Raw genomic sequence first — 21,671 nt, 5'->3', positions numbered from 1 at the left:
AGCATACTTTAGTGAAAATTATATTTTTATTCAATAGATTTGTTTAACAAATAAAAAAAATAATTAAACATTATATAGTTCTGCATGGCTCCATATAGAAATTTAGAAGAGTACAATTTAGAAATTACGGATGAGGTAAAGTCCAGATACTCCTCCATTATTGATGAAATAGGAGAAGATGTTACGCGTGAAGGCCTTATGAAAACTCCGGAAAGGGCTGCAAAGGCAATGCTTTTTCTCACGCAAGGTTACAAACAGGACGCTGTCAAAATTTTACAGGGTGCCATGTTCAAAGAGGATTATGATGATATGGTCATTATTAAGGATATAGAATTGTATTCACTTTGCGAGCATCATATGCTACCTTTTTTTGGAAAGGCCCATATTGCCTATATCCCAAACGGACATATTGTAGGCTTGAGCAAAATACCAAGGGTCGTAGATGTCTTTGCAAGAAGGTTACAGGTGCAAGAACGCCTTACGCATGATATTTTGGAATGTATAAACAACACCTTACAGCCTAAAGGTGTTGCAGTCGTCATTGAGGCTTCCCATATGTGCATGATGATGCGCGGGGTGCAAAAACAAAATTCGGTTACTACAACATCAGGATTTAGAGGACAATTTGAAAAAATCGAGACCCGGAACGAGTTCTTAAAACTTATCGGTTCAAAACTTTCCTAACCCTGAATTTCTTGGGAAATACTTTTGGCACCTTTGTTGTTTTATATTGATGAATTAATTATTTTTCAATATGTCAAAAAATAAGGACAAAAAAATCAAGCACCTCTTTATGGGGCTGCTATTTGATGGTATAGGAATGCTTTCCTTTGCTATACCTTTTATAGGGGATTTTTCCGATATTATCTGGGCACCGCTTTCTGCATGGTTAATGACCCGTATGTATAAGGGGAAGATTGGTCAAGCTGCCGGTCTAGTAACTTTTGTTGAAGAGATAATTCCCGGGTTGGACATTATTCCTTCCTTTACGTTGATGTGGTTGTATACATATGTTTTCAAAGGAGCGAAAAAAGAGAAGCTATTGGATGCTTGATTACATTTCATGGATAGCACTTGACCAGATGAAATATTTATAGCTTTTTAAAACGGTTCATATTTTTTGTCCTATTTGATACCATATGAAAAGAAGAAATTTTCTCAAAAAGACCGTCTCTGCCTCTTTCACTAGTATAATAGGAGCTGAAATCGTTTTTGGAGCTACCATGCCAAAAGGTTATGTTCCATTGGCCTTACAGAATCCAGACCCTTTTAAATTGTTCAAGAAGGACCCTGAGATGATTTTATTGAACGACAAACCTTGGAATATGGAGGCGCAGGCACATTTACTGAATGATGATGTCACGCCTAACAAGTATATGTTCATCCGGAACAATGGCATTATTCCCCAAAATATAAACGCTGCGGATTGGACATTGACCATAGATGGGGAATCGGTCATAAAAAAGAAAACATACACTTTATCGGATTTAAAATCAAAATTTCAAAGGCATACCTATCAATTAACCTTGGAATGTGGGGGAAACGGTAGAAGTGAATTTGACCCACCCGCAAAGGGAAATCAATGGACGGTAGGTGCCATATCTTGTGCCAAATGGACCGGTGTACGTTTGCGCGACGTCCTTGAGGATGCCGGAATCAAAGATGATGCCGTATATGTTGGTTATCACGCGGCCGATTACCACTTAAGTAGAAATCCCAATAAAGAAGCAATTTCTCGCGGTGTACCCATGAAAAAGGCTTTGCAGGATGAAACCTTGCTAGCTTTTCAGATGAACGGAGAAGATATTCCAATGGTACACGGTTATCCTTTGAGATTGGTCGCGGGAGGATGGCCTGCTTCGGCTTCCGGTAAATGGATCAATAGACTAAGTATAAGAAACATTGTTCATGATGGCGCTAAAATGACGGGTACTGCCTATCGTGTTCCCTGCAATCCTGTTGCACCTGGAGAAAATGTAAAAGATGAGGACATGTGTATCATTGAATCCATGCCGGTAAAATCCTTGATTACCTATCCAAAATCGGGTGCCATGATTTCAGAAGGAAAAAAACTAATCATTAACGGTCATGCTTGGGCAGGGGAGTTGCAGGTCGCCAAAATGGAATATTCCATAGATTTTGGATCTAGCTGGATGAACTGTCAAGTGAAACCTCCGACCAATCGTTTGGCATGGCAACATTTTTCGGCAGAAATAGCGTTTCCAAAAAAAGGATATTACGAGGTTTGGGCCAAGGCTACGGATACCGGAGGTACATCACAACCGATGCTTTTACCGGGTTGGAACCCAAAAGGATACCTGAACAATGCCTGTCACAGAATAGCCATTAAAATCGTGTAATGAAAAGTAGCGGTTTGGACATGAAGAAAGGGTTTTTGTGGATAGTTTTGTTATGCGCAGTAGTCATTGTCCTCTTTAAAATCTTTCCCAATAAATCTGAATACGTAGATGTTCCACAAAGTAAGGATGGGGAGGGTTTTTCCGACCCAAATCATGTTGAAAACGGTGTTCATGTACGCACCGGATTGGTAGACGGAGATGGCTTGCAGGAAACAGTGAACAATTGTACTAACTGTCATTCCGCGAAACTAATTATCCAAAACAGAATGACCGCAGAACAATGGCATGCTACCATACGCTGGATGCAGGAAAAGCAAGGTTTATGGGATTTGGGCGAAAATGAAGATATTATTGTTAACTATTTGACAAAATATTATCCTTTGGCAAAAAAGGGTAGGAGACAGGTTTTAACAAATATAGATTGGTATAAACTAGAAAAGTAATGCAGGCTTATTTAGAAGCATTTAAGGATTCTTTTTTAGGTTCGGTAAACTGGACCTGGAAATCTATTTTGTTCGAGGTTCCTTGGCACACCAATTATTTTTGGGGACTTATATTAATTTCATTGATGGTCTGGGGATTGGAAGTTCTTTTTCCATGGCGAAAAAATCAAGGTGCTTTTAGAAAAGATTTTTGGTTGGATGGTTTTTATATGTTTTTCAACTTCTTTATTTTTTCTATCTGCATCAGTGGATTTTATAAATTATTGTCATTGTTTTTTGAGGATTTGGGTATGGCATCCACAAGCTTTTCCATTATAGATTTGGATAGTCTTCCTGCATGGTCGCAATTGGTTATTTTCTTTATCCTATTGGATTTTGTACAGTGGTTTACGCACACATTATTGCATAAATATGAATTTTTATGGCAGTTTCATAAAGTGCATCATTCTGTAAAGGAGATGGGTTTTGCAGCGCATTTACGCTATCACTGGATGGAAAATATCCTGTATAAACCTTTAAAAACCTTGGCAGTAATGGTTTTAGGCGGTTTTGAACCGGAACAGGCCTACATTGTCCACTTTGCTGCGATTGCAATAGGTCACTTTAATCATTCCAATATAAAAATCACGTGGGGCCCGTTCAAATATCTATTGAACAATCCGGTGATGCACTTATATCATCATGCATACCATCTTCCAAAAGGAAAGTATGGGGTAAATTTTGGAATTAGTCTAAGCCTTTGGGACTACATCTTTAAAACGGATTATATTCCCGAGGATTCTGGAGAAGTTGAATTGGGTTTTCCGGGGGATAAAGATTTCCCCAGTGACTTTGTACAACAAAATACCTACGGGATTTTAAAATCCAAAAAAGGGCAGTAGTTTAAAACAGTTCGACTTTTTAAAAAATAAAACCAGCTTTATAGCTGGTTTTATTTTTATGATTCAAAGTCCTTAAGTCTGAAATATGAGAAATTGTATTATTGGATATTCAACACAAAATCCAGATCAAAATCACTATCGCCCACATCGGCCCCTGTTGTAGCTGTTTTAAGGTCAGGTTGATGTTGAAGCCTAACATTGAAAGTTCCACCAGCTGAGCTTGTAGCAGGGGTGGTCCAAGAGGTAGACAAACCAACAGGATTACCATTTTCATCTTCATCATTATAATTTAATGGATCAGAAGCATTATCTACATTTCCGTTGCCCGTTGGGCTAGCAAAAGCTCCGTCCGTGAAACTAAAGAAAATTTGATGCTCATTATCCTCTTTAAGAATTTCTGCTGTAATATCCTCCACATCATTGGGATCTAATGCATTCGAAACTTCAAACGTTAATGTGTACTCCGTATCCAGGCTAAGTGTAATAAAATCCATTACCTCTAATTCCTGTACCCCTTCACCATCAGGATCTTCTGCACTTGCTCTAACAACGTCATTGGGATCACTGGTATTGGTAAATATTAATGTGACATTGGTAATAACTTCTTCATCATTTTCTTCTTCAGGAGCATCATCATCACTACTACAGCTACTTATCATGAAAGCGGTGAGTAGGATGGCCAATAAACGATAATTCATAAATTTTTCAATTGTTTTCATTTTACTTTAATTTTAATTATTATTAATTGTTTCAGGAATTTTACATAGTCTTAAATAAATTCATAAGGTCATCTATTAGTGGATTAATTCTGTTCAATCATACTACTTCTTTGTTTTAAATGAATAATTCAGGTTAAATAATATATTTCTACCGGGTTCGTCAGCGAAGTATCTCATTTCATTGAGATAATCACGATAGTTGGTATTTAAAAGATTTTGAGCTGTAATGCCAACGTTTAAACTTTTCCATTTAAATCGCCAAGTGAGGTCAAGTAGAAAATAGCCTTTAGGAGCATCTATAAAATCAAAAATTTCCGAATTTGTGGTAATAACAGCGGAACCATCAACTAAACTTTCGGGAGAAACCGTTCTTGGGGCTTGGAATTGTTGAAAGGTGTAGCTTGGTCTTATCGTTAATTTTGATGATTCCAGTTCCCAGAGTTTTCCATGGTCCCATTGTAACTCAAAACTTGTTGTAATAGGAGGTTGATTTATCAAGGGTTCATTATCTCCGATATTTCTGGACCAGAGATAACTAAATCCAAAAACACTTGAAAATTTTTCTGACCATTCTTTCTTCCAACTGTAATCAGCTCCAAAAAATAATGCATCCGCCTGATCAAAAATAAATGCGGGCATTGGCCCTCTTACTGTTCCAAAGACTCCCAAAGGTTTATCAAATATGTAATTTTCAATGTAATGTGAGTAAACGGTCAGGTTGTGAAGATTACCGTTTTTATTGGTCTTAAATTCATTAATGAATTTATAGCCCCTTTCGGAATCTACGGTGCTTTCTTCCAAGAGTACCACTTCATCTGTACTTAATTGTCCATTGGTATCAGCAAAACGGAGTAGACCGAAGGTAGTTCTAAAACCCTCTTGCCCAAAGCTGAAAAGCTCCGCCACATTGGGTGTGCGCCATGCGGTACCTATGTTGGTTCTAAAGGTACTGTTTTCAGAAAGTTGCCTTACATAACCCAAGGATCCGGTAAAATTGCTAAAACTATAGTTGTCCCTAAAAATATCCTGATTGGTTTCCCTGCCTCTAACATCATTGGATTCGAAATCAAATCGTATCCCGGCTTCAATGGTGTTTTTTCCAAAATCTATACTTTCAATGGCAAAGGAACTAAACCTATTTGTGTTGTAATTGGGAATAAAGGGAGTGGTATTCGTACCTGGATTATTATCATTGTTTTGACTAAAATATTGGATTCCCAGAATACCATCAAGATTATTCCATTCAGGATGTTTCCATTCCAATTGGTAATCATAAGTGATTAAATCAAGATCAATGATGGGAAGTTCCGCATTTCTTCTTACATCAAACTCATCCCTTTTATTCAGTTGTACCCCGCCTATCAGAGTTAATCTTGCAGCTTCGTTGTACCACCAATTTACTTCTGCCTTGGCCAAATGATGTTGGGTAAGTTGGTTGGGTTCATTAATATCATATGAAAAAGGGTTTACAATAACAGGTTCATCGGAATTGATTGCTCTAATGAAAGCGTCAGGACTACTTGCTATGGAAGATCGTAAAAGTGCTAGATTTTGGTCAACAAAGCTGTAATAAATCTTAAAATCGAACCTATCCAGATGGTGGAGTACACCAAAGCTAAACGCTTTTTCTTCTTTTCCTGAATTGGTTAAATTATATTTTGGAGTGTTTCGGTCACCAATTTTTGTATAATTTCCATTAACAAAATAACTCCAGTTTTTGTTTCCTTTTCCAACTTCTATATTGGTGTTGTATCCCCTTCCATTAGTTTGATATCCCATACCGATACTTACGTATAATGGGTCGTTTAAAAGTAAGGGATTCGGTTCAATAATAATAGCTCCACCCAAGGCTTCTGGGCCATATCTGACCCCAGCAGCACCTTTCACCAAAGTGATACTGTTTGCGGCAGTAATGTCTATTTCTGGTGCATGATCTGTTCCCCAATTTTGGAAACCGTGCTTTAGGCCATTGTTTAAAATCAATATCCTATTACCGTACAAACCATGAATAACAGGTAATTGTACATTAGTACCTGTAGATGTAAAAGTAACTCCTTGTTGACTAGACAGGGTAGATGCCAATGATTGAGTAGGATTGCTGATAATTTCCACTTTTCCTATGCTCACCTGCGAGATTGTTTCCGTACCTTTTTCCTTATGACGTTCCGCCTGTATAGTTACTTCGTCTAATCCTGTGACCTCTTGGGTTAAATAAAAGTGTATGGCCGAATCGTGCTCATGCTCTTTCGTTGAATCAGCATAACCTATGCAAGATATAACGAGCGTATTTTCTTTTGAACATAGCCTATCAATTTTAAAGTTACCTTCGGTATCTGTACTGGCGTATCTTTCCGACCCCTTAACCTTCACAATGGCATTGGGTATAGGCTGTTTTGTTTCAATATCCAAAACGGTTCCGCTCATGGTATAGCGGCACGTTTGCGACTGTGCATTTATATAAGTTGAAAAAAACAGAAAAATCAATAAAAGAGATTTAATCTTCATTATTATGGGTAATCTATAAGCCTATGATTTTGCTTCTACTAGATTGTTCATGAGAATGGTACTAAAAATACCAATTCTGGTAGCTCTGTAACTAAAATCAGCTTTGTATACTAGATTTAGAAACAAAGATGTTATCAATATATTCCAGTTATAGAGCGAGATTTTGAAAGTGATTAAAGGGAAGGTGGCGGTCTCCCAAAAAAACGAAAGCGTAACAATGAAGAAGAAACAAATGAATCAACTGTTATCTGTGATTCATTAGAAATAATTAGCGGTAAGGGTCGTGGAATTGATTGCGCGGCCGCATGTAAAAAATCCGAATTTTGATTTTCTATGGCAACTTCACAAATACTACAATTTTCGACCGTATCCGAAGCATTGTCTTCGTGTGCATATACATGAAAAGAACTTACTTTAAAGAACATTAAAGTAAGTAGGAATACACCTATACTATTTCTAAAAAAAGTATTTTTCACGATGCGAAAATAAGCAATGGAAGAGAATTCTTTGTTAAAGAAACCCTAACAGTTCATTATTTAAATAAAAATCCCAATCCCATTCGGCTCAGCATTTTTTTTTCAAAAGCCCAGAAAAACTTGAATTGCCCGAACAGCCATCCGAAAATGACCAGCAAAATTTGATAAAATGGGAATATCAATAAAATGCGCAATGTCCAATAGAGAAGCCCTCTCCACCAAGTATCCGGAAAATTATCCAGTTGTAAACCGATTAAATTCAAAAAGGGCTTGGCCACAAATACCGAAGAAGAACCTGTAATGGCGAATACGATAAAAATAACCAACAATTGAAAATTATTGGTTATGCCCCATCTTTCTTTCAATTTTTCCATAGCGAAATTTCGCTAACAAATATATAGGTTAAATGCGGGGTATAAAAGGGCCAAGACGCTGATTATATTTTCGCTGAAAAAAAATGAAATAATTGTACAACTTATAATTAACCTCATACCCATAATCAATATTAGGTTGATAATCTATCTGCTGCATATATAGGTCAGGATTGAACCGCATAGGTTGAAGCACTCTTTGGTTCCAATTGATAACCAGAATTTGATTTCTGTTCTCCAAGAAGTTTTGAGAGTAATATCCTTCTGGTCTTGCTATGCTGTTCAACCAAGTGAAAAAACCAGGTTCAATAATTATTATTTCGTACTCGGTTTCTTCATTTGCGATGGTAATCGTATCACCTTCTACTTTTTCAAAAACCTTTTTTTCCGCTTCGCTGAGCGTAATTTCATCCGTATTGACTTGGTTTATCTGTGACTTTTCTTTTGTAGATCCACAGCTATACGTAAGAATTCCTATAGCTCCGAAGAGCAATGTAAATTTCAATAGTTTCTTTTTCATGATTTTAAGATACAAAAAAAGCCATTTGGTTGTTTCAAATGGCTTTATAAAATATGCTTAAAATACCTTATTTTCCAAATAGACCTCCTAGCAAGCCCCCAATACCGCCTTTATTGCCACCTAGGGCCATAGAAGCCACGTCATCCAAAATACTTCCGTCTCCGTCGGAGTCCAAGAAAGATTCGATTAGAGACTGTTGTTGGTTCGCCGCTTGTCCACCACCCATTAGACCGCCTAATAGATCTCCTATGCCATTGGAATCCGAGACATTTTGCTGACGTGATTGTTTTCCCAAATAGCCCATCAATAGGGGAGCGGCAACTTTGAGAATAGTGCTGATCGTACCGGCATCCATTCCAGATTTACTACTTAATGCATTTTCTACCTGTGGTTGTTTGGAACCCAAAACGTGACCTAATATTCCGGCTCCATCTTGCATAACGGCATCATCCACACCTCCATTGAATAAATCCCCGAGGTTATCTAAAATACCCCCATCATGTTTTCCTGAAATTGCTCCCATGAGCCCCTGGGCACCTTGGGGGGTAGCGGCGTTGCGCTTCATTGCTCCCATTAAAACAGGTAGTGCCATGCTCAGCACACTTCCTGTTTGGTCTGTACTTTGGCCTGTCTGGCTAGCAACACCCTGTATTAATTGTTTGCCCATTGGGCTACCTAATAAATCTAATAATCCTGACATTTTATAGTTAATTTAATGTTCGTTCAGTAATGTACAAAAGAGTTCCTAAAATCCCTAATAGGACATTATTTTAAAAGCGATATGATTTGCTGGGCAAGTTCCAGACCGATTCGATCTTGGGCCTCTTTTGTGGCGGCTCCTATATGAGGTGTTAACGACACATTGGGATGCATGAGTATTCTTAATTCTGGAGAGGGTTCCGATTCAAAAACGTCGAGGCCGGCAAAAGCAAGCTTTTTGTTTTCCAGAGCGTCTACCAAGGCCACTTCATCAATAACACCGCCACGGGCCGCATTTACGATTGCTGCACCGTCTTTCATCAATTCCAGTTCTTTTTTGCCGATGATATATTCTTTTTGAGCAGGAACATGTACGGACACAAAATCGGAAGTTTTTAATAATTCCTCCTTAGGAATTGCTTCCAACTTAAAATCAACTGATTGTCCGTCAAAAAAAGATAGTGACAGAGAAACTTCTTCAACAATGGGGTCTGAATAGACCACTTTCATTCCTACGCCCAAAGCAATCTTTGCCGTGGCTTTCCCTATTCTTCCAAAACCAATGATGCCTAAGGTTTTTCCCCGCAATTCGGCTCCATTGCCATATGATTTTTTCAATTGCTTAAACTTACTATCGCCTTCTAAAGGCATATTTCTGTTGGCATCGTATAAAAACCTGACCCCACCGAACAAATGGGCAAAAACCAATTCCGCAACTGATTCGGAGGAGGCAGCTGGCGTATTGATGACATGTAAACCCTTTTTTTGAGCATAGGCTACATCAATGTTATCCATGCCGACCCCACCACGACCTATTAATTTTAAAGAAGGACATGCGTCCAATACATCTTTTCTGACTTTAGTGGCACTTCTAACCAGCAAACCATCAATCTGATGTTCATTGATAAAATTAATGAGTTGCCCTTGTGCAACATTGGTGGTCAAGACTTCAAAACCGGCCTTCTCCAAAGCATGGATTCCCGTATTGGAAATCCCATCATTAGCCAATATTTTCATGCTTCTCTATGCTTTGCGTTCCATTTCACTCATAATATCGACCAAAACACCGACACTTTCCAAAGAAAGTGCATTGTACATGCTCGCGCGATATCCTCCCACACTACGGTGGCCGTTCAAACCATTGATTCCGCCTTCTTGCAACATGCTTTCAAAAGTTTCCTTTAAATCTTGATCAGCCAAATTGAACGTAGCGTTCATGGTTGAACGGTCTTCTTTCTTTGCAAAACCTTGAAAAACAGGATTGAGGTCTATTTCGGAATACAATAACTGCGCTTTTTTATCATTTACTTCTTCTATGGCGGCAATACCGCCCTTATTTTTAAGCCATTCCAATGTGAGCATTGAAGTATAAACCGCGAATACAGGAGGCGTGTTGAACATGCTGTCTTTGGAGATATGAACTTGATAATCCAACATGGAGGGAATTTTCCTTGAAACTTTCCCGAGAATATCCTTTTTGACCACTGCCAAGGTCGTTCCGGCAGGACCCATGTTTTTCTGTGCTCCGGCATAAATCAAATCGAATTGCGAAAAATCCAACACTCTGGAAAAAATATCGGAACTCATATCACAGACCAAGAGCGCGTCCGTTTTTGGAAATTCTTTAAACTGCGTTCCAAAAATGGTGTTATTGGAAGTTAAGTGTAGATAATCCAAACCTTTGGGCACGGCGTATCCTTTTGGAATGTAATTGTAATTTTTGTCTTTGGAGGAAGCTACTTCAACCACTTCACCGAACAATTTTGCCTCTTTTATCGCCTTATCGCTCCAAGTGCCCGTATTTATATATCCTGCTTTTTTCTCCAAGAGGTTATAGGCGGCCATTAAAAATTCCATACTCGCACCACCCTGAAGAAAAAGAGCTTGATATCCCTTGCCCTCCAAACCCAGTAATTCCAGTGCTAATGCACGGGCATTTTCCATAATAGCAACAAAATCTTTGCTCCTATGCGAAATTTCGACCAAAGAGAGTCCGGAACCGTTAAGGTCCATCACAGCTTCAGATGCTTTTAGGAGTACTTCATTGGGCAGTATACAAGGGCCTGCGCTAAAATTATGCTTCTTCATGGTGCTTTTAAATTAAGTTGCTAAAGGTCTTGAATTTCTTGCGTAACAAAAAGCGGAAATAAAATAATTCTACGATGTTTTTAACAGGAATTCAACAGTATCTACCCCATCCGCATAGTCGGAAAGTGACGGACATTGCGTTGCTCCAAAGTCAATTTCACCATTTATAAATCCAGATGATACAACACATTGAAGATATTCTTCATCGTACTTTAAACGTTCTTGAAGTATTTTGGCCGACTCATAAAATTCATAAAAAAGTGAAGCGATAGGAGAGGCGTAACTTTCATCTTCCTTCAAAATAAGGAATCCGTTGTCAAGGATTTTGAATTCACTCATCAAGTACACTGCCTTATTATAGTCGTAGTTATTGGCATATTTAGCCTGTTGTACAATTTCATTAAAAGGGAATATCGCTTTAAAAAAAGTGTCAAAATGATATCCTCGGGGAACAAAAATTTTTGAAACACTTCTACAGCCTAAGCCATAATACCTAAAAATATCCTCGCCAAGTGCCTGTAGTTGGCCGTTGGTCTCGTTCCCGGTCAATACCGCAACTGAATTTCTGTTTTTTCGAATGATATTTGGCTTTTTGCTGAAATAATATTCAAAATAACGTGCCGTGTTGTTACTGCCCGTTGCAATAACAGCATCATAATTGTTCAATTTTTCTTCCGTGAATTCAATGCTTGAGTTAAAAGAGGGTTCCATATAAATCAAGTATTCCATCAATACGGGCAATAGAATTTTATCGTTACTGGAAAGTTTGACCAACGCTTTGTTTCCCGTAATCAAAACTACCAATACATCATGTAAGCCTACCAATGGTATGTTTCCGGCCATTATTAAAGCTACTTTCTTTTCAGTATTCCTTTCCAAATCATATTTGGATAACCAACTATTTAAGCGTTCTTCCGTTAGTTCATTCCCCCATTGCGATAGCGCGTGAATGATACTTTCACGGGTAAACCATCCGTTATGATGACCCGCAATAGTGGTGGCTTTGTCCAATTTTTCGAACCATTCGGAAGAGTTTTTTTCAACGACAGACTTCGTTTTGTCATATTCACAAAATTCGCGTAAAAATTCACCTAGTTTAACAAAAGCTTTGATTCTTGTGTTGTGTTGCGTCATTATATTTGTAATAGGAATTTTTAGGAATTACCTTTGTGCAAAAATAGGGATACTTTTTAGTAGCACTATTACGTTAGAGAGATAGAAAATTGAATGTAAGCGACCCGATTGGGCGTTTCAGCTTAAAAAAAGATATATGGCGATCATTATAACGGATGAATGTATCAACTGCGGGGCCTGCGAGCCGGAATGTCCGAATACCGCGATTTATGAAGGGGCCGATGAGTGGCGTTATGCAGATGGTACTTCCCTAAAAGGAGACGTGGTCCTGCCCGATGGTAAAGCCGTCAATGCGGATGAAGTTCAAGAACCGATCAGCGATGAAGTGTACTATATAGCCCCGGATAAATGTACGGAGTGTATGGGCTTTCATGAAGAACCGCAATGTGCCGCCGTTTGCCCTGTGGACTGTTGTGTTCCCGATGAAGACAGGGTAGAATCCGAAGAAGTACTTTTAGAAAAACAGGCATTTATGCATCCTGAAGAGTAGAAGTTCTTAGCCTACAGCAAACAGAAAATTTAGATGATAGCCCCTTACTGGGGCTTTTTTTATGGAAAAACAAAGTATCTATAACGGTTTTTGGAAAAAAATAGGCTGTGGGTTAAGCATTATTGCACTGCTTATTTTTTATTTATACTGATTTATATTGTTTGGTTCATTTTCTTCAATGATGAAGAGTGGTTCAGAATCGTTTAATACAAACAAATGATGTTATATTTGCATCCAATTTTATACATCTAACGTCTCAAGTCTAGCATCTAAAGTCTATAAGAATGAAAGCAGGTATCGTAGGATTGCCCAATGTTGGCAAGTCCACCCTTTTTAATTGTTTGTCCAATGCAAAGGCGCAAAGTGCAAACTTTCCTTTTTGTACTATTGAACCTAATATTGGTGTGGTAAACGTTCCGGATACCAGGCTGGAGAAGTTGGAGACTTTGGTAAATCCCGAAAAAGTGATTCCCGCCACGGTAGAAATCGTAGATATTGCCGGGTTGGTCAAAGGTGCAAGTAAAGGGGAAGGTCTTGGTAATCAGTTTCTGGGGAATATTAGGGAGACCGATGCTATTCTGCATGTGTTACGCTGCTTTGACAATGATAATATTGTTCATGTTGATGGTAGCGTAGACCCAATTCGGGATAAGGAAACCATTGATATGGAGCTTCAGTTAAAGGATTTGGAAACGGTCGATAAAAAACTGGATAAGGTCAAAAGAGCTGCAAAGACCGGAAATAAGGAGGCCCAAAAAGAAGAAGTCGTTTTGCTGGCCTTAAAAAATGGACTGGAAGCCGGAACTTCCGTACGTGCCATTGAAATTTCAAAAGAAGACAGAAACGAATATGTGAAACCACTTCAATTCATTACGGACAAACCCGTTATGTATGTTTGTAATGTGGACGAAGGTGCTGCTGTCGATGGAAATACCTACGTTGAAAAAGTGAAAACTGCAGTGGCCTCTGAAAATGCAGAAGTAGTGGTGTTGGCAGTGGGAACAGAAGCGGATATCACCGAATTAGAAACCTACGAAGAGCGACAAATGTTCTTGGAAGATTTGGGATTGTCCGAACCCGGTTCCGCAAAATTAATCAGGGGGGCGTATAAATTATTGAATCTAGAAACGTATTTCACGGCAGGCGAGAAAGAAGTCCGCGCTTGGACCATTCCTGTAGGTGCCACAGCGCCACAAGCGGCCGGTGTCATCCATACCGACTTTGAAAAAGGATTCATCCGCGCGGAAGTGATCGCCTATAATGATTATGTGGAGTATGGGAGCGAAACCAAAGTAAAAGAGGCGGGTAAAATGCGTGTAGAAGGGAAAGATTATATTGTAAAGGACGGTGATGTGATGCATTTTAGGTTTAATGTGTAGGCCCTCTAACCAATTCTTTATAAAAAGCCTTCTGAACTTCGTAGTCCTGTAATAAGATTGCTTCCCACTTTTCTTCTGATTAGTATTTTCATTCTATGTTTAGAAACACATCGGAAAAAGGAATTGGGGTTCTTTTTGCTATTCTTGGCGTAGTCCTGTTTTCGGCCAAAGCCATTTTGGTCAAGCTAGCCTATAAATACCAAATAGACCATCTTACTCTGTTATTGTTCAGAATGGTATTTGCCCTACCGTTTTATATCGCTGTAGCCTTTCGGAAAAAACCCATAGCACCAAAAGAAGTTACCAAGAAGGATTATTTATGGATATTTATTTTTGGTTTTTTAGGGTATTATTTGGCCAGTCTATTCGATTTCATGGGGCTTCAGTACTTAAAAGCTGGTCTAGAACGGATTATACTTTTTGTTTATCCTACCATTGTGGTGTTATTGTCATGGCTATTTTTCAAAAAAAGACTTTCCAAAATACAAACATGGGCGATCATAGTTACGTATTTGGGAATCATAGTTACGTTTTGGGATGAAATTGGTCTAGAAGGAAACCAAGTATATTGGGGTGCTTTTTTAATTCTGTTAAGTGCCATAACATACGCTTCATATTTAGTCGGTAGCGGATGGTTGATTCCAAAATTTGGAGTACTGCAGTTCACCTCTTATGCTATGATTGTATCAACTCTTTGTGTCATGGCGCATTACTGTATTAAAGGGGATTTTAAATTGCTGGATTATCCAATAGAAGTATATTATCTTTCGTTAAGTATGGCCATCTTTTCTACGCTATTGCCCTCTTTTTTAGTTTCTGGAGCAATAAAACGTTTGGGAGCCAATACATTTTCCATTTTCGGAAGTTTGGGACCCATCTCAACTATTATATTCGCTTATCTTTTCTTAAATGAAGAAATTACATGGCTTCAATTTTCAGGAATAATAGTTGTGATTTTTGGTGTTTTGTTGGTCACGAGAAAAAAATCTTAGTCGATAACTAACCTGTAAAGTTTGGTTTTGACAGGAAATATATCAACAAAACCCCTGATTTCATTGTTAATTACTTTACCCAGGAGGGGTTTGTTCTTTTTGGAAGTCGTGTTATCTTTAGCATCACTTTCATAAATTTTCGTTAAATGTCCAAGAACAGTCAGTATACTGAAGATAACATCCGTTCGCTAGATTGGAAAGAACATATCCGATTGCGCCCTGGTATGTATATTGGTAAGTTGGGTGATGGCTCTTCTGCGGATGATGGCATCTATATTTTGCTAAAAGAAGTTTTGGACAATTGTATTGACGAATTTGTGATGGGTGCCGGGAAAACCATTGAAATCGTTATTAAGGATAAAATGGTAAAAGTACGCGATTACGGTCGAGGAATTCCTTTGGGGAAAGTGGTCGATGTAGTTTCCAAGATGAACACGGGCGGTAAGTACGATAGTCGCGCCTTTAAGAAATCGGTTGGATTAAATGGAGTGGGAACCAAAGCGGTAAATGCGCTGAGCAGTTTTTTTGAGGTGCAATCTTCCCGTGACAATCAAGTGAAAACAGCGCAATTCAGTCAAGGAAACCTTGAAAACGAGGAAGGTCCCGTTGAGACTACCAAACGTAAAGGAACAAAAGTAACCTTTGTCCCGGACGAAGCTATTTTCAAGAATTTTAAATACAGAAATGAGTATGTGGAGCGCATGCTCAAAAACTACGTATATCTAAACCCGGGTCTCACCATTGTTTTTAATGGCGAAAAATTTCATTCGGAAAATGGATTAAAAGACCTTTTGGAAGAGAATAACAACATGGAAGATATGCTCTATCCCGTTATTCATTTAAAGGGTGATGATATTGAAGTGGCTATCACGCATAGCAAAACGCAATATAGTGAAGAGTACCATTCCTTTGTAAACGGCCAGCATACAACACAGGGCGGTACGCACCAAGCGGCTTTCCGTGAAGCCATTGTAAAAACGGTACGTGAGTATTATGGTAAGAATTATGATGCATCGGATATTCGTAAATCCATTATTTCGGCTATATCCATAAAAGTGATGGAGCCCGTGTTCGAAAGTCAGACCAAAACAAAATTGGGCTCTACGGAAATGGGAGGGGATTTTCCAACGGTAAGAACCTACATCAATGATTTTGTAGGTCGATACTTGGATAATTATCTACATAAGAATCCAGAAACACGTGATAAGCTACAGCGCAAAATTTTGATGGCGGAGAAAGAACGGAAGGAACTTTCCGGAATTCGAAAACTCGCTAAAGACCGTGCTAAAAAGGCAAGCCTACATAATAAGAAACTACGTGACTGTCGGGTACATTTGGGCGATATGAAGAATGATCGCAGATTGGAAAGCACCCTTTTTATTACGGAAGGGGATTCTGCATCTGGTTCTATCACCAAATCCAGGGACGTAAATACGCAAGCCGTATTCAGTTTACGGGGCAAACCCTTGAATTCCTATGGCATGAGCAAGAAAATTGTTTATGAGAACGAGGAATTTAATTTGTTGCAAGCGGCTTTGAACATTGAGGAGTCCATGGAGGATTTACGATATAATAATATTGTAATCGCTACGGATGCGGATGTAGATGGGATGCATATACGTTTATTGTTGATTACGTTTTTCTTGCAATTTTTCCCGGAGCTTATCAAGGAAAATCACTTATATATTCTTCAGACCCCGCTTTTCCGGGTGAGAAACAAAAAAGAGACGATATATTGTTATAGCGATGAAGAACGTCAACATGCCATAAACAAACTGACCGGTAAACCGGAAATCACCCGATTTAAAGGGTTGGGGGAAATTTCTCCTGACGAGTTTAAACATTTCATAGGGGATGATATTCGCTTGGAACCGGTGATGTTGGACAAGGCCATGTCCATTGAGGAATTATTGAATTTCTATATGGGCAAAAATACTCCGGACCGACAGGAATTCATAATTGAAAATCTTAAAGTAGAAATAGATTTAATACAAGAAAACTAATTATAAACCAAGCTAATACGATCACTTCTGAATGGAGGAAAATGAGGACTTGAACGAGGAACAGAATGAAAATCTATCTGCTGGTGAATCTCCCCAAGAAGATACTTCAGAGGCCCTGACCCGGGTAACCGGTATGTACAAGGACTGGTTTTTGGACTACGCTTCCTACGTGATTTTGGAACGTGCGGTGCCCGCTATTGAAGATGGCTTTAAGCCGGTGCAACGTAGGATCATGCATTCCCTCAAGGAATTGGACGACGGTCGTTATAACAAAGTGGCCAATGTGGTGGGGCATACTATGCAATATCACCCTCACGGTGATGCCAGTATTGCTGATGCCATGGTGCAGATAGGCCAAAAAGACCTTTTGATAGATACGCAAGGAAACTGGGGAAACATACTTACCGGAGATAGGGCCGCTGCTTCAAGATACATTGAAGCGCGACTCTCCAAATTTGGACTGGAGGTTGTTTTTAGTCCAAAGATTACGGAATGGCAAATGTCCTATGATGGCCGTAAAAAAGAACCCGTAAATCTTCCGGTAAAGTTTCCATTGTTATTGGCACAGGGAGCGGAGGGAATCGCGGTGGGATTATCGACCAAAATACTGCCCCATAACTTTATCGAATTGATCGATGCTTCCATTAAGCATTTAAAAGGACAGCGATTTAAACTTTTTCCCGATTTTCCGACTGCCGGCATTATAGATGTTACCAATTACAATGATGGCCTGCGCGGAGGAAAGATCAGGGTTCGGGCAAGAATAGCCCAAAAAGATAAAAATACATTGGTAATCAATGAAATACCCTATGGAACCAATACTTCTTCTTTAATAGATTCTATCTTAAAAGCAAATGATAAAGGTAAAATCAAAGTAAAGAAAATCGAAGACAATACGGCTGCCGAAGTCGAGATTTTAGTGCATTTGCCCTCCGGTATTTCTCCGGACAAATCCATTGATGCGCTGTATGCGTTCACCTCTTGTGAATCTTCCATTTCACCCTTGGGATGTATCATTGAAGATAACAAACCGCTATTTATAGGGGTCACGGAAATGCTAAAGCGTTCCACGGATGCTACGGTTGAATTATTGAAGCGAGAGCTGGAGATTCAATTGAACGAGCTAGAGGAACAATGGCATTTTGCGTCGCTGGAACGTATTTTCATCGAGAACAGAATTTATCGCGATATCGAAGAAGAGGAAACTTGGGAAGGAGTTATCAAAGCAATAGATAAAGGATTAAAGCCTCATACAAAACATCTTAAAAGAGCGGTTACCGAAGAAGATATTGTACGGCTCACGGAAATACGCATCAAACGTATCTCAAAATTTGATTTGGACAAGGCGCAACAACACTTAGAATCGCTTGAGGAAAAGATAACGCAGGTAAAGTATCACTTGGAGAATCTGGTCGAATTCGCCATTGATTACTTTAACAACCTTAAAACGACCTATGGGAAGGGGAGAGAGCGTAAATCCGAGATTCGGGTTTTTGATGATATCGAAGCGACTAAAGTGGTTATTCGGAACACAAAGCTTTATGTAAACAGGGAAGAGGGTTTTGTAGGTACTTCATTGCGACGCGATGAATATGTGACCGATTGCTCCGACATAGATGACATTATTGTCTTTACCAGCGATGGTAAAATGATGGTCACCAAAGTAGATAGTAAAACGTTCGTGGGGAAAGGTATTCTACACGTGGCGGTTTTCAAGAAAAAAGACAAGCGTACCACTTATAATCTAGTATATAAAGATGGTAAGAGCGGGCCCACCTATATTAAACGTTTTAATGTTACTAGCGTCACGAGAGATAAACAGTACGATCTTACGGCAGGAAGCGCTAACTCCAAAGTACTTTATTTTTCAGCCAATCCCAATGGGGAAGCAGAGGTGGTTACGGTAAATCTAAGACAAGCGGGAAGTATCAAAAAATTGAAATGGGATATCGATTTTGCCGATGTACTGATTAAAGGTCGTGGTTCCAAAGGCAACATTGTCACTAAATACACCGTAAAACGCATCGAACTAAAAGAGAAGGGCGTTTCAACCCTAAAACCAAGAAAAATTTGGTTTGATGATGTGGTAAGGCGTCTAAATGTGGACGGAAGGGGAGAGTTGCTCGGAGAATTCCGGGGCGATGATTTGTTATTGATTATCACCCAAAAAGGAATCGCTAAAACTGTTTTACCGGTTCTTACGGCCCGTTTTGATGATGATATGATCGTCTTGGAGAAATGGAATCCGTTGAAACCGATATCCGCCATTTACTGGGAAGGGGAAAAAGAACGTTTTTACGTAAAACGTTTTCTGATTGAGGCCGGAAATAAAGAAGAGCTTTTCATCTCGGAACATCCAAAATCCTATTTGGAATTGGTCTCGACCGATTGGCGACCTATGATAGAAATGGAGTTTCCAAAACCCAGGGGAAAAGAAGCAAAAGAAAATCAAACAGTTGATGTGGAGAATTTTATATCCATAAAAGGAATAAAAGCGCAAGGCAATCAGCTGATTACCGAAAAGGTAAAAAACATTAATTTGTTGGATCCTCTGCCTTTTGAGGAACCGGAAGAGAAAGAAGCTGCCGAAATAGAAGTGGTGGATGAGGAAAATGTAGATTCTGGAGCCAAAGATGATAATCAGGAAAACCGCAAAGAAAACGACGATGACGGCGAAGGTCAGATTACGTTATTTTAATGATTTGGCGTTGTTGTTTAAGGGATAAGGATATCTTATGCAGTAATAACATGAAAGATTAAACAAGTGCTATTGAAGCTACATTAATGGCTATATTTGAAAAAAATTGACTTAGAGAATGGATTTGACAAACCCCCTGATTTACGGAGTACCTTGTTTTATAGCTTTAATTTTACTCGAAATCACCTATAGCCACACCCATGGAGATGAAGATCTGTACGTGTGGAAAGATTTAATGGCCAGCGGTGCTATGGGGATAGGTTCGGCCATTCTTGGGCCATTGATCAAATTGACCGTACTCATTGTAGTTTTTAATTTTACGTACGAACTGTTCAACCCGTTGGTTGATGGCGTGCGTACCAATATCATGGGGTATGAGTCTTTTGGTTATGCTTGGTATGTTTTCTTGCTTTGCCAGTTGGCAGATGATTTTACATACTACTGGTTTCACCGTGCCAATCATGAGATTCGTTTGTTATGGGCCGCACATATCGTGCATCATTCCTCGGACCATTTTAATTTAGGAACGGCCATTAGGAACGGTTGGTTCACATTGCTTTATAAGCCTTTCTTTTACATGTGGATGCCCGCTGTTGGTTTTCCCGTGGAAGTAGTCATCTTTGCTTTGGCCATAGAATCCTTTTGGCAGTTTCAGTTACATTCCAAATATGTACCTAAAATGGGGTGGATAGAAAAAATATTCAATACCCATACCATGCATCAAGTACACCACTCCCAAAATGTGGAGTACTTGGATAAAAACCATGGAGGTTTCCTGAACATTTTTGATAAGATATTCGGCACCTGGAAAGAATTGGATGATGATGTTGAAGTGAAGTTTGGAGTAATACACGCGCCAGACTCTTATAATCCATTGGTAATATTGACGCACGAGTTTAAAGATATTTGGGCAGATACTAAGAAATCCTCCAAATTATCACACAAATTGATGTACATCTTTGGCCCTCCAGGGTGGAGCCATGATGGGAGCACAATGACGGTAAAGCAACAGCAGAGACTGTTCAAAAAACAAATGGCCGAAAACCCTGAAATAGCTTTTAGTAGGCCTAATTAAAGCTTTAATCAAAGATTTGCAACGGATATGTATATTGAATTTTTAAGGTGTGGCCTTATTTTTCTTCATCCGTAAATCAAAAAACTCTACCATTAGGGAAAATGCAATAGCAAAATAGAGGTATCCTTTAGGTATTACACCTATTTCATTTCCAAAAACGATTAGATGTCCAATATGGGCCGCTTCGGTAATAAGCATGAATCCAATCAAGATTAAAAAGGATAGCCCTAAAATCTGAATAGAAGGGTGTCTGTTCACAAAATCGCCCACAGGATTTGCAAAAAGCATCATAATAACCACCGAAATCACAACTGCTACGATCATCAGCAACAAAGCATCATTGGGGTTTGGGGAAATACCGTTAGTCATTCCTATTGCGGTCAATATGGAATCAAAAGAAAAGACAATGTTTATAACCGTTATCTGAACTATCGCTTTGGTGAGCGTATTCCCCCTCGCGTTAGTTACTTCACGTTCATCATGTCCGCGGTCCTCAACTTTTTCGTGTATTTCTTTAGTGCTTTTATAAAGTAGGAACAGTCCTCCGGCAAACAGAATCAGTGCCTGACCACTGATGCCGCCTGAAATCCAATCCGCATCAAAAACCCAAAAAGGCTTTTTGGCCGCCGTGAGCCAAGTAATTCCAAAAAGTAGAACAATGCGCATTACCATAGCCAGAACAAGACCGATATTGGTCGCTTTTTTGCGTTGCATTTTTTCTAATTTACCGGCGGCAATGGAAATAAAAATGATATTATCTATGCCCAATACAATTTCTAGAAAAGTAAGTGTCAATAGTGCTATCCAGGCGTCTGGACTCGTGAAAATTTCAAACATG

General features: G+C 39.1%; 21 protein-coding genes. 11 read left to right on the top strand and 10 right to left on the bottom strand.

From position 1 onward, the window contains the following. Window positions 1-84: 84 nt before the first annotated feature. The 5 genes from folE to ACKWBX_RS11380 all read left to right on the top strand — a co-directional run bounded on the left by folE (window position 85) and on the right by ACKWBX_RS11380 (window position 3,684). Complete coding sequence (gene folE / locus ACKWBX_RS11400) at window positions 85-684, top strand: GTP cyclohydrolase I FolE (RefSeq protein ID WP_413968810.1); 600 nt, start codon at window positions 85-87, stop codon at window positions 682-684. A gap of 70 nt (window positions 685-754) precedes the next feature. Then, a complete protein-coding gene (locus tag ACKWBX_RS11395; protein WP_413968809.1) occupies window positions 755-1,054 on the top strand; it encodes a hypothetical protein in 300 nt (99 codons plus the stop codon). 85 nt (window positions 1,055-1,139) lie between these two features. Next, entirely contained in the window at window positions 1,140-2,360 is a 1,221-nt protein-coding gene (locus ACKWBX_RS11390; RefSeq protein ID WP_413968808.1) for a sulfite oxidase, read from the top strand. Then, window positions 2,360-2,803, top strand: coding sequence for a monoheme cytochrome C (locus tag ACKWBX_RS11385; RefSeq protein ID WP_413968807.1), 444 nt, complete (start codon window positions 2,360-2,362; stop codon window positions 2,801-2,803). Before ACKWBX_RS11390 ends, ACKWBX_RS11385 begins: the two co-directional genes overlap by 1 nt. Then, window positions 2,803-3,684 (top strand): sterol desaturase family protein, encoded by an 882-nt coding sequence (locus tag ACKWBX_RS11380; protein WP_413968806.1) that lies wholly within the window; start codon window positions 2,803-2,805, stop codon window positions 3,682-3,684. The genes ACKWBX_RS11385 and ACKWBX_RS11380 overlap by 1 nt, the downstream gene beginning before the upstream one ends. 98 nt (window positions 3,685-3,782) lie before the next feature. Here the strand turns inward: ACKWBX_RS11380 and ACKWBX_RS11375 are convergent, their stop codons facing one another. The 9 genes from ACKWBX_RS11375 to ACKWBX_RS11335 all read right to left on the bottom strand — a co-directional run bounded on the left by ACKWBX_RS11375 (window position 3,783) and on the right by ACKWBX_RS11335 (window position 12,196). Further along, complete coding sequence (locus tag ACKWBX_RS11375) at window positions 3,783-4,403, bottom strand: GTP cyclohydrolase (RefSeq protein ID WP_413968805.1); 621 nt, start codon at window positions 4,401-4,403, stop codon at window positions 3,783-3,785. A 102-nt stretch (window positions 4,404-4,505) separates the two neighbouring features. Beyond that, window positions 4,506-6,827: a TonB-dependent receptor gene (locus ACKWBX_RS11370; protein WP_413968804.1), complete on the bottom strand. Its 2,322-nt coding sequence runs from the start codon at window positions 6,825-6,827 to the stop codon at window positions 4,506-4,508. A gap of 254 nt (window positions 6,828-7,081) precedes the next feature. Then, entirely contained in the window at window positions 7,082-7,384 is a 303-nt protein-coding gene (locus ACKWBX_RS11365; RefSeq protein ID WP_413968803.1) for a hypothetical protein, read from the bottom strand. A 56-nt stretch (window positions 7,385-7,440) separates the two neighbouring features. Next, entirely contained in the window at window positions 7,441-7,758 is a 318-nt protein-coding gene (locus ACKWBX_RS11360) for a DUF6787 family protein (protein WP_413968802.1), read from the bottom strand. 28 nt (window positions 7,759-7,786) lie between these two features. Next, window positions 7,787-8,275: a DUF6146 family protein gene (locus tag ACKWBX_RS11355; protein ID WP_413968801.1), complete on the bottom strand. Its 489-nt coding sequence runs from the start codon at window positions 8,273-8,275 to the stop codon at window positions 7,787-7,789. A gap of 67 nt (window positions 8,276-8,342) precedes the next feature. Next, entirely contained in the window at window positions 8,343-8,975 is a 633-nt protein-coding gene (locus ACKWBX_RS11350) for a DUF937 domain-containing protein (RefSeq protein WP_413968800.1), read from the bottom strand. 65 nt (window positions 8,976-9,040) lie between these two features. Next, window positions 9,041-9,991, bottom strand: a complete 951-nt coding sequence (locus tag ACKWBX_RS11345) for a D-2-hydroxyacid dehydrogenase (RefSeq protein WP_413968799.1) — start codon at window positions 9,989-9,991, stop codon at window positions 9,041-9,043. A 6-nt stretch (window positions 9,992-9,997) separates the two neighbouring features. Next, window positions 9,998-11,062 (bottom strand): 3-phosphoserine/phosphohydroxythreonine transaminase, encoded by a 1,065-nt coding sequence (gene serC, locus ACKWBX_RS11340; protein WP_413968798.1) that lies wholly within the window; start codon window positions 11,060-11,062, stop codon window positions 9,998-10,000. A 69-nt stretch (window positions 11,063-11,131) separates the two neighbouring features. Then, window positions 11,132-12,196 carry an acyl-CoA reductase gene (locus tag ACKWBX_RS11335; protein WP_413968797.1) on the bottom strand — a complete coding sequence of 355 codons (1,065 nt, stop codon included), beginning with the start codon at window positions 12,194-12,196 and terminating at the stop codon, window positions 11,132-11,134. Between the two features lie 136 nt (window positions 12,197-12,332). On the opposite strand from ACKWBX_RS11335, the gene ACKWBX_RS11330 reads away from it, so the two are divergent. The 6 genes from ACKWBX_RS11330 to ACKWBX_RS11305 all read left to right on the top strand — a co-directional run bounded on the left by ACKWBX_RS11330 (window position 12,333) and on the right by ACKWBX_RS11305 (window position 20,833). Further along, on the top strand, window positions 12,333-12,686 hold the full coding sequence (locus ACKWBX_RS11330) for a 4Fe-4S dicluster domain-containing protein (RefSeq protein ID WP_413968796.1): 354 nt from the start codon (window positions 12,333-12,335) through the stop codon (window positions 12,684-12,686). Window positions 12,687-12,970: 284 nt separating this feature from the next. Continuing rightward, window positions 12,971-14,065, top strand: coding sequence for a redox-regulated ATPase YchF (gene ychF, locus ACKWBX_RS11325; RefSeq protein WP_413968795.1), 1,095 nt, complete (start codon window positions 12,971-12,973; stop codon window positions 14,063-14,065). Window positions 14,066-14,160: 95 nt separating this feature from the next. After that, on the top strand, window positions 14,161-15,057 hold the full coding sequence (locus ACKWBX_RS11320) for a DMT family transporter (RefSeq protein WP_413968794.1): 897 nt from the start codon (window positions 14,161-14,163) through the stop codon (window positions 15,055-15,057). A 146-nt stretch (window positions 15,058-15,203) separates the two neighbouring features. Then, on the top strand, window positions 15,204-17,060 hold the full coding sequence (locus ACKWBX_RS11315) for a DNA topoisomerase IV subunit B (protein WP_413968793.1): 1,857 nt from the start codon (window positions 15,204-15,206) through the stop codon (window positions 17,058-17,060). A gap of 31 nt (window positions 17,061-17,091) precedes the next feature. Next, complete coding sequence (locus ACKWBX_RS11310; RefSeq protein WP_413968792.1) at window positions 17,092-19,758, top strand: DNA gyrase/topoisomerase IV subunit A; 2,667 nt, start codon at window positions 17,092-17,094, stop codon at window positions 19,756-19,758. Window positions 19,759-19,876: 118 nt separating this feature from the next. Continuing rightward, complete coding sequence (locus ACKWBX_RS11305) at window positions 19,877-20,833, top strand: sterol desaturase family protein (RefSeq protein ID WP_413968791.1); 957 nt, start codon at window positions 19,877-19,879, stop codon at window positions 20,831-20,833. 42 nt (window positions 20,834-20,875) lie between these two features. On the opposite strand, the gene ACKWBX_RS11300 is transcribed toward ACKWBX_RS11305, so the two are convergent. Next, window positions 20,876-21,670 carry a TerC family protein gene (locus ACKWBX_RS11300; protein WP_413968790.1) on the bottom strand — a complete coding sequence of 265 codons (795 nt, stop codon included), beginning with the start codon at window positions 21,668-21,670 and terminating at the stop codon, window positions 20,876-20,878. Window position 21,671 lies beyond the last annotated feature (1 nt).

Source organism: Maribacter algae (genome assembly GCF_047345745.1).
Taxonomy (GTDB): domain Bacteria; phylum Bacteroidota; class Bacteroidia; order Flavobacteriales; family Flavobacteriaceae; genus Maribacter.
Note: the sequence above shows the minus strand (reverse complement) of the source record. Positions and strands in the feature narration are given on the sequence as shown.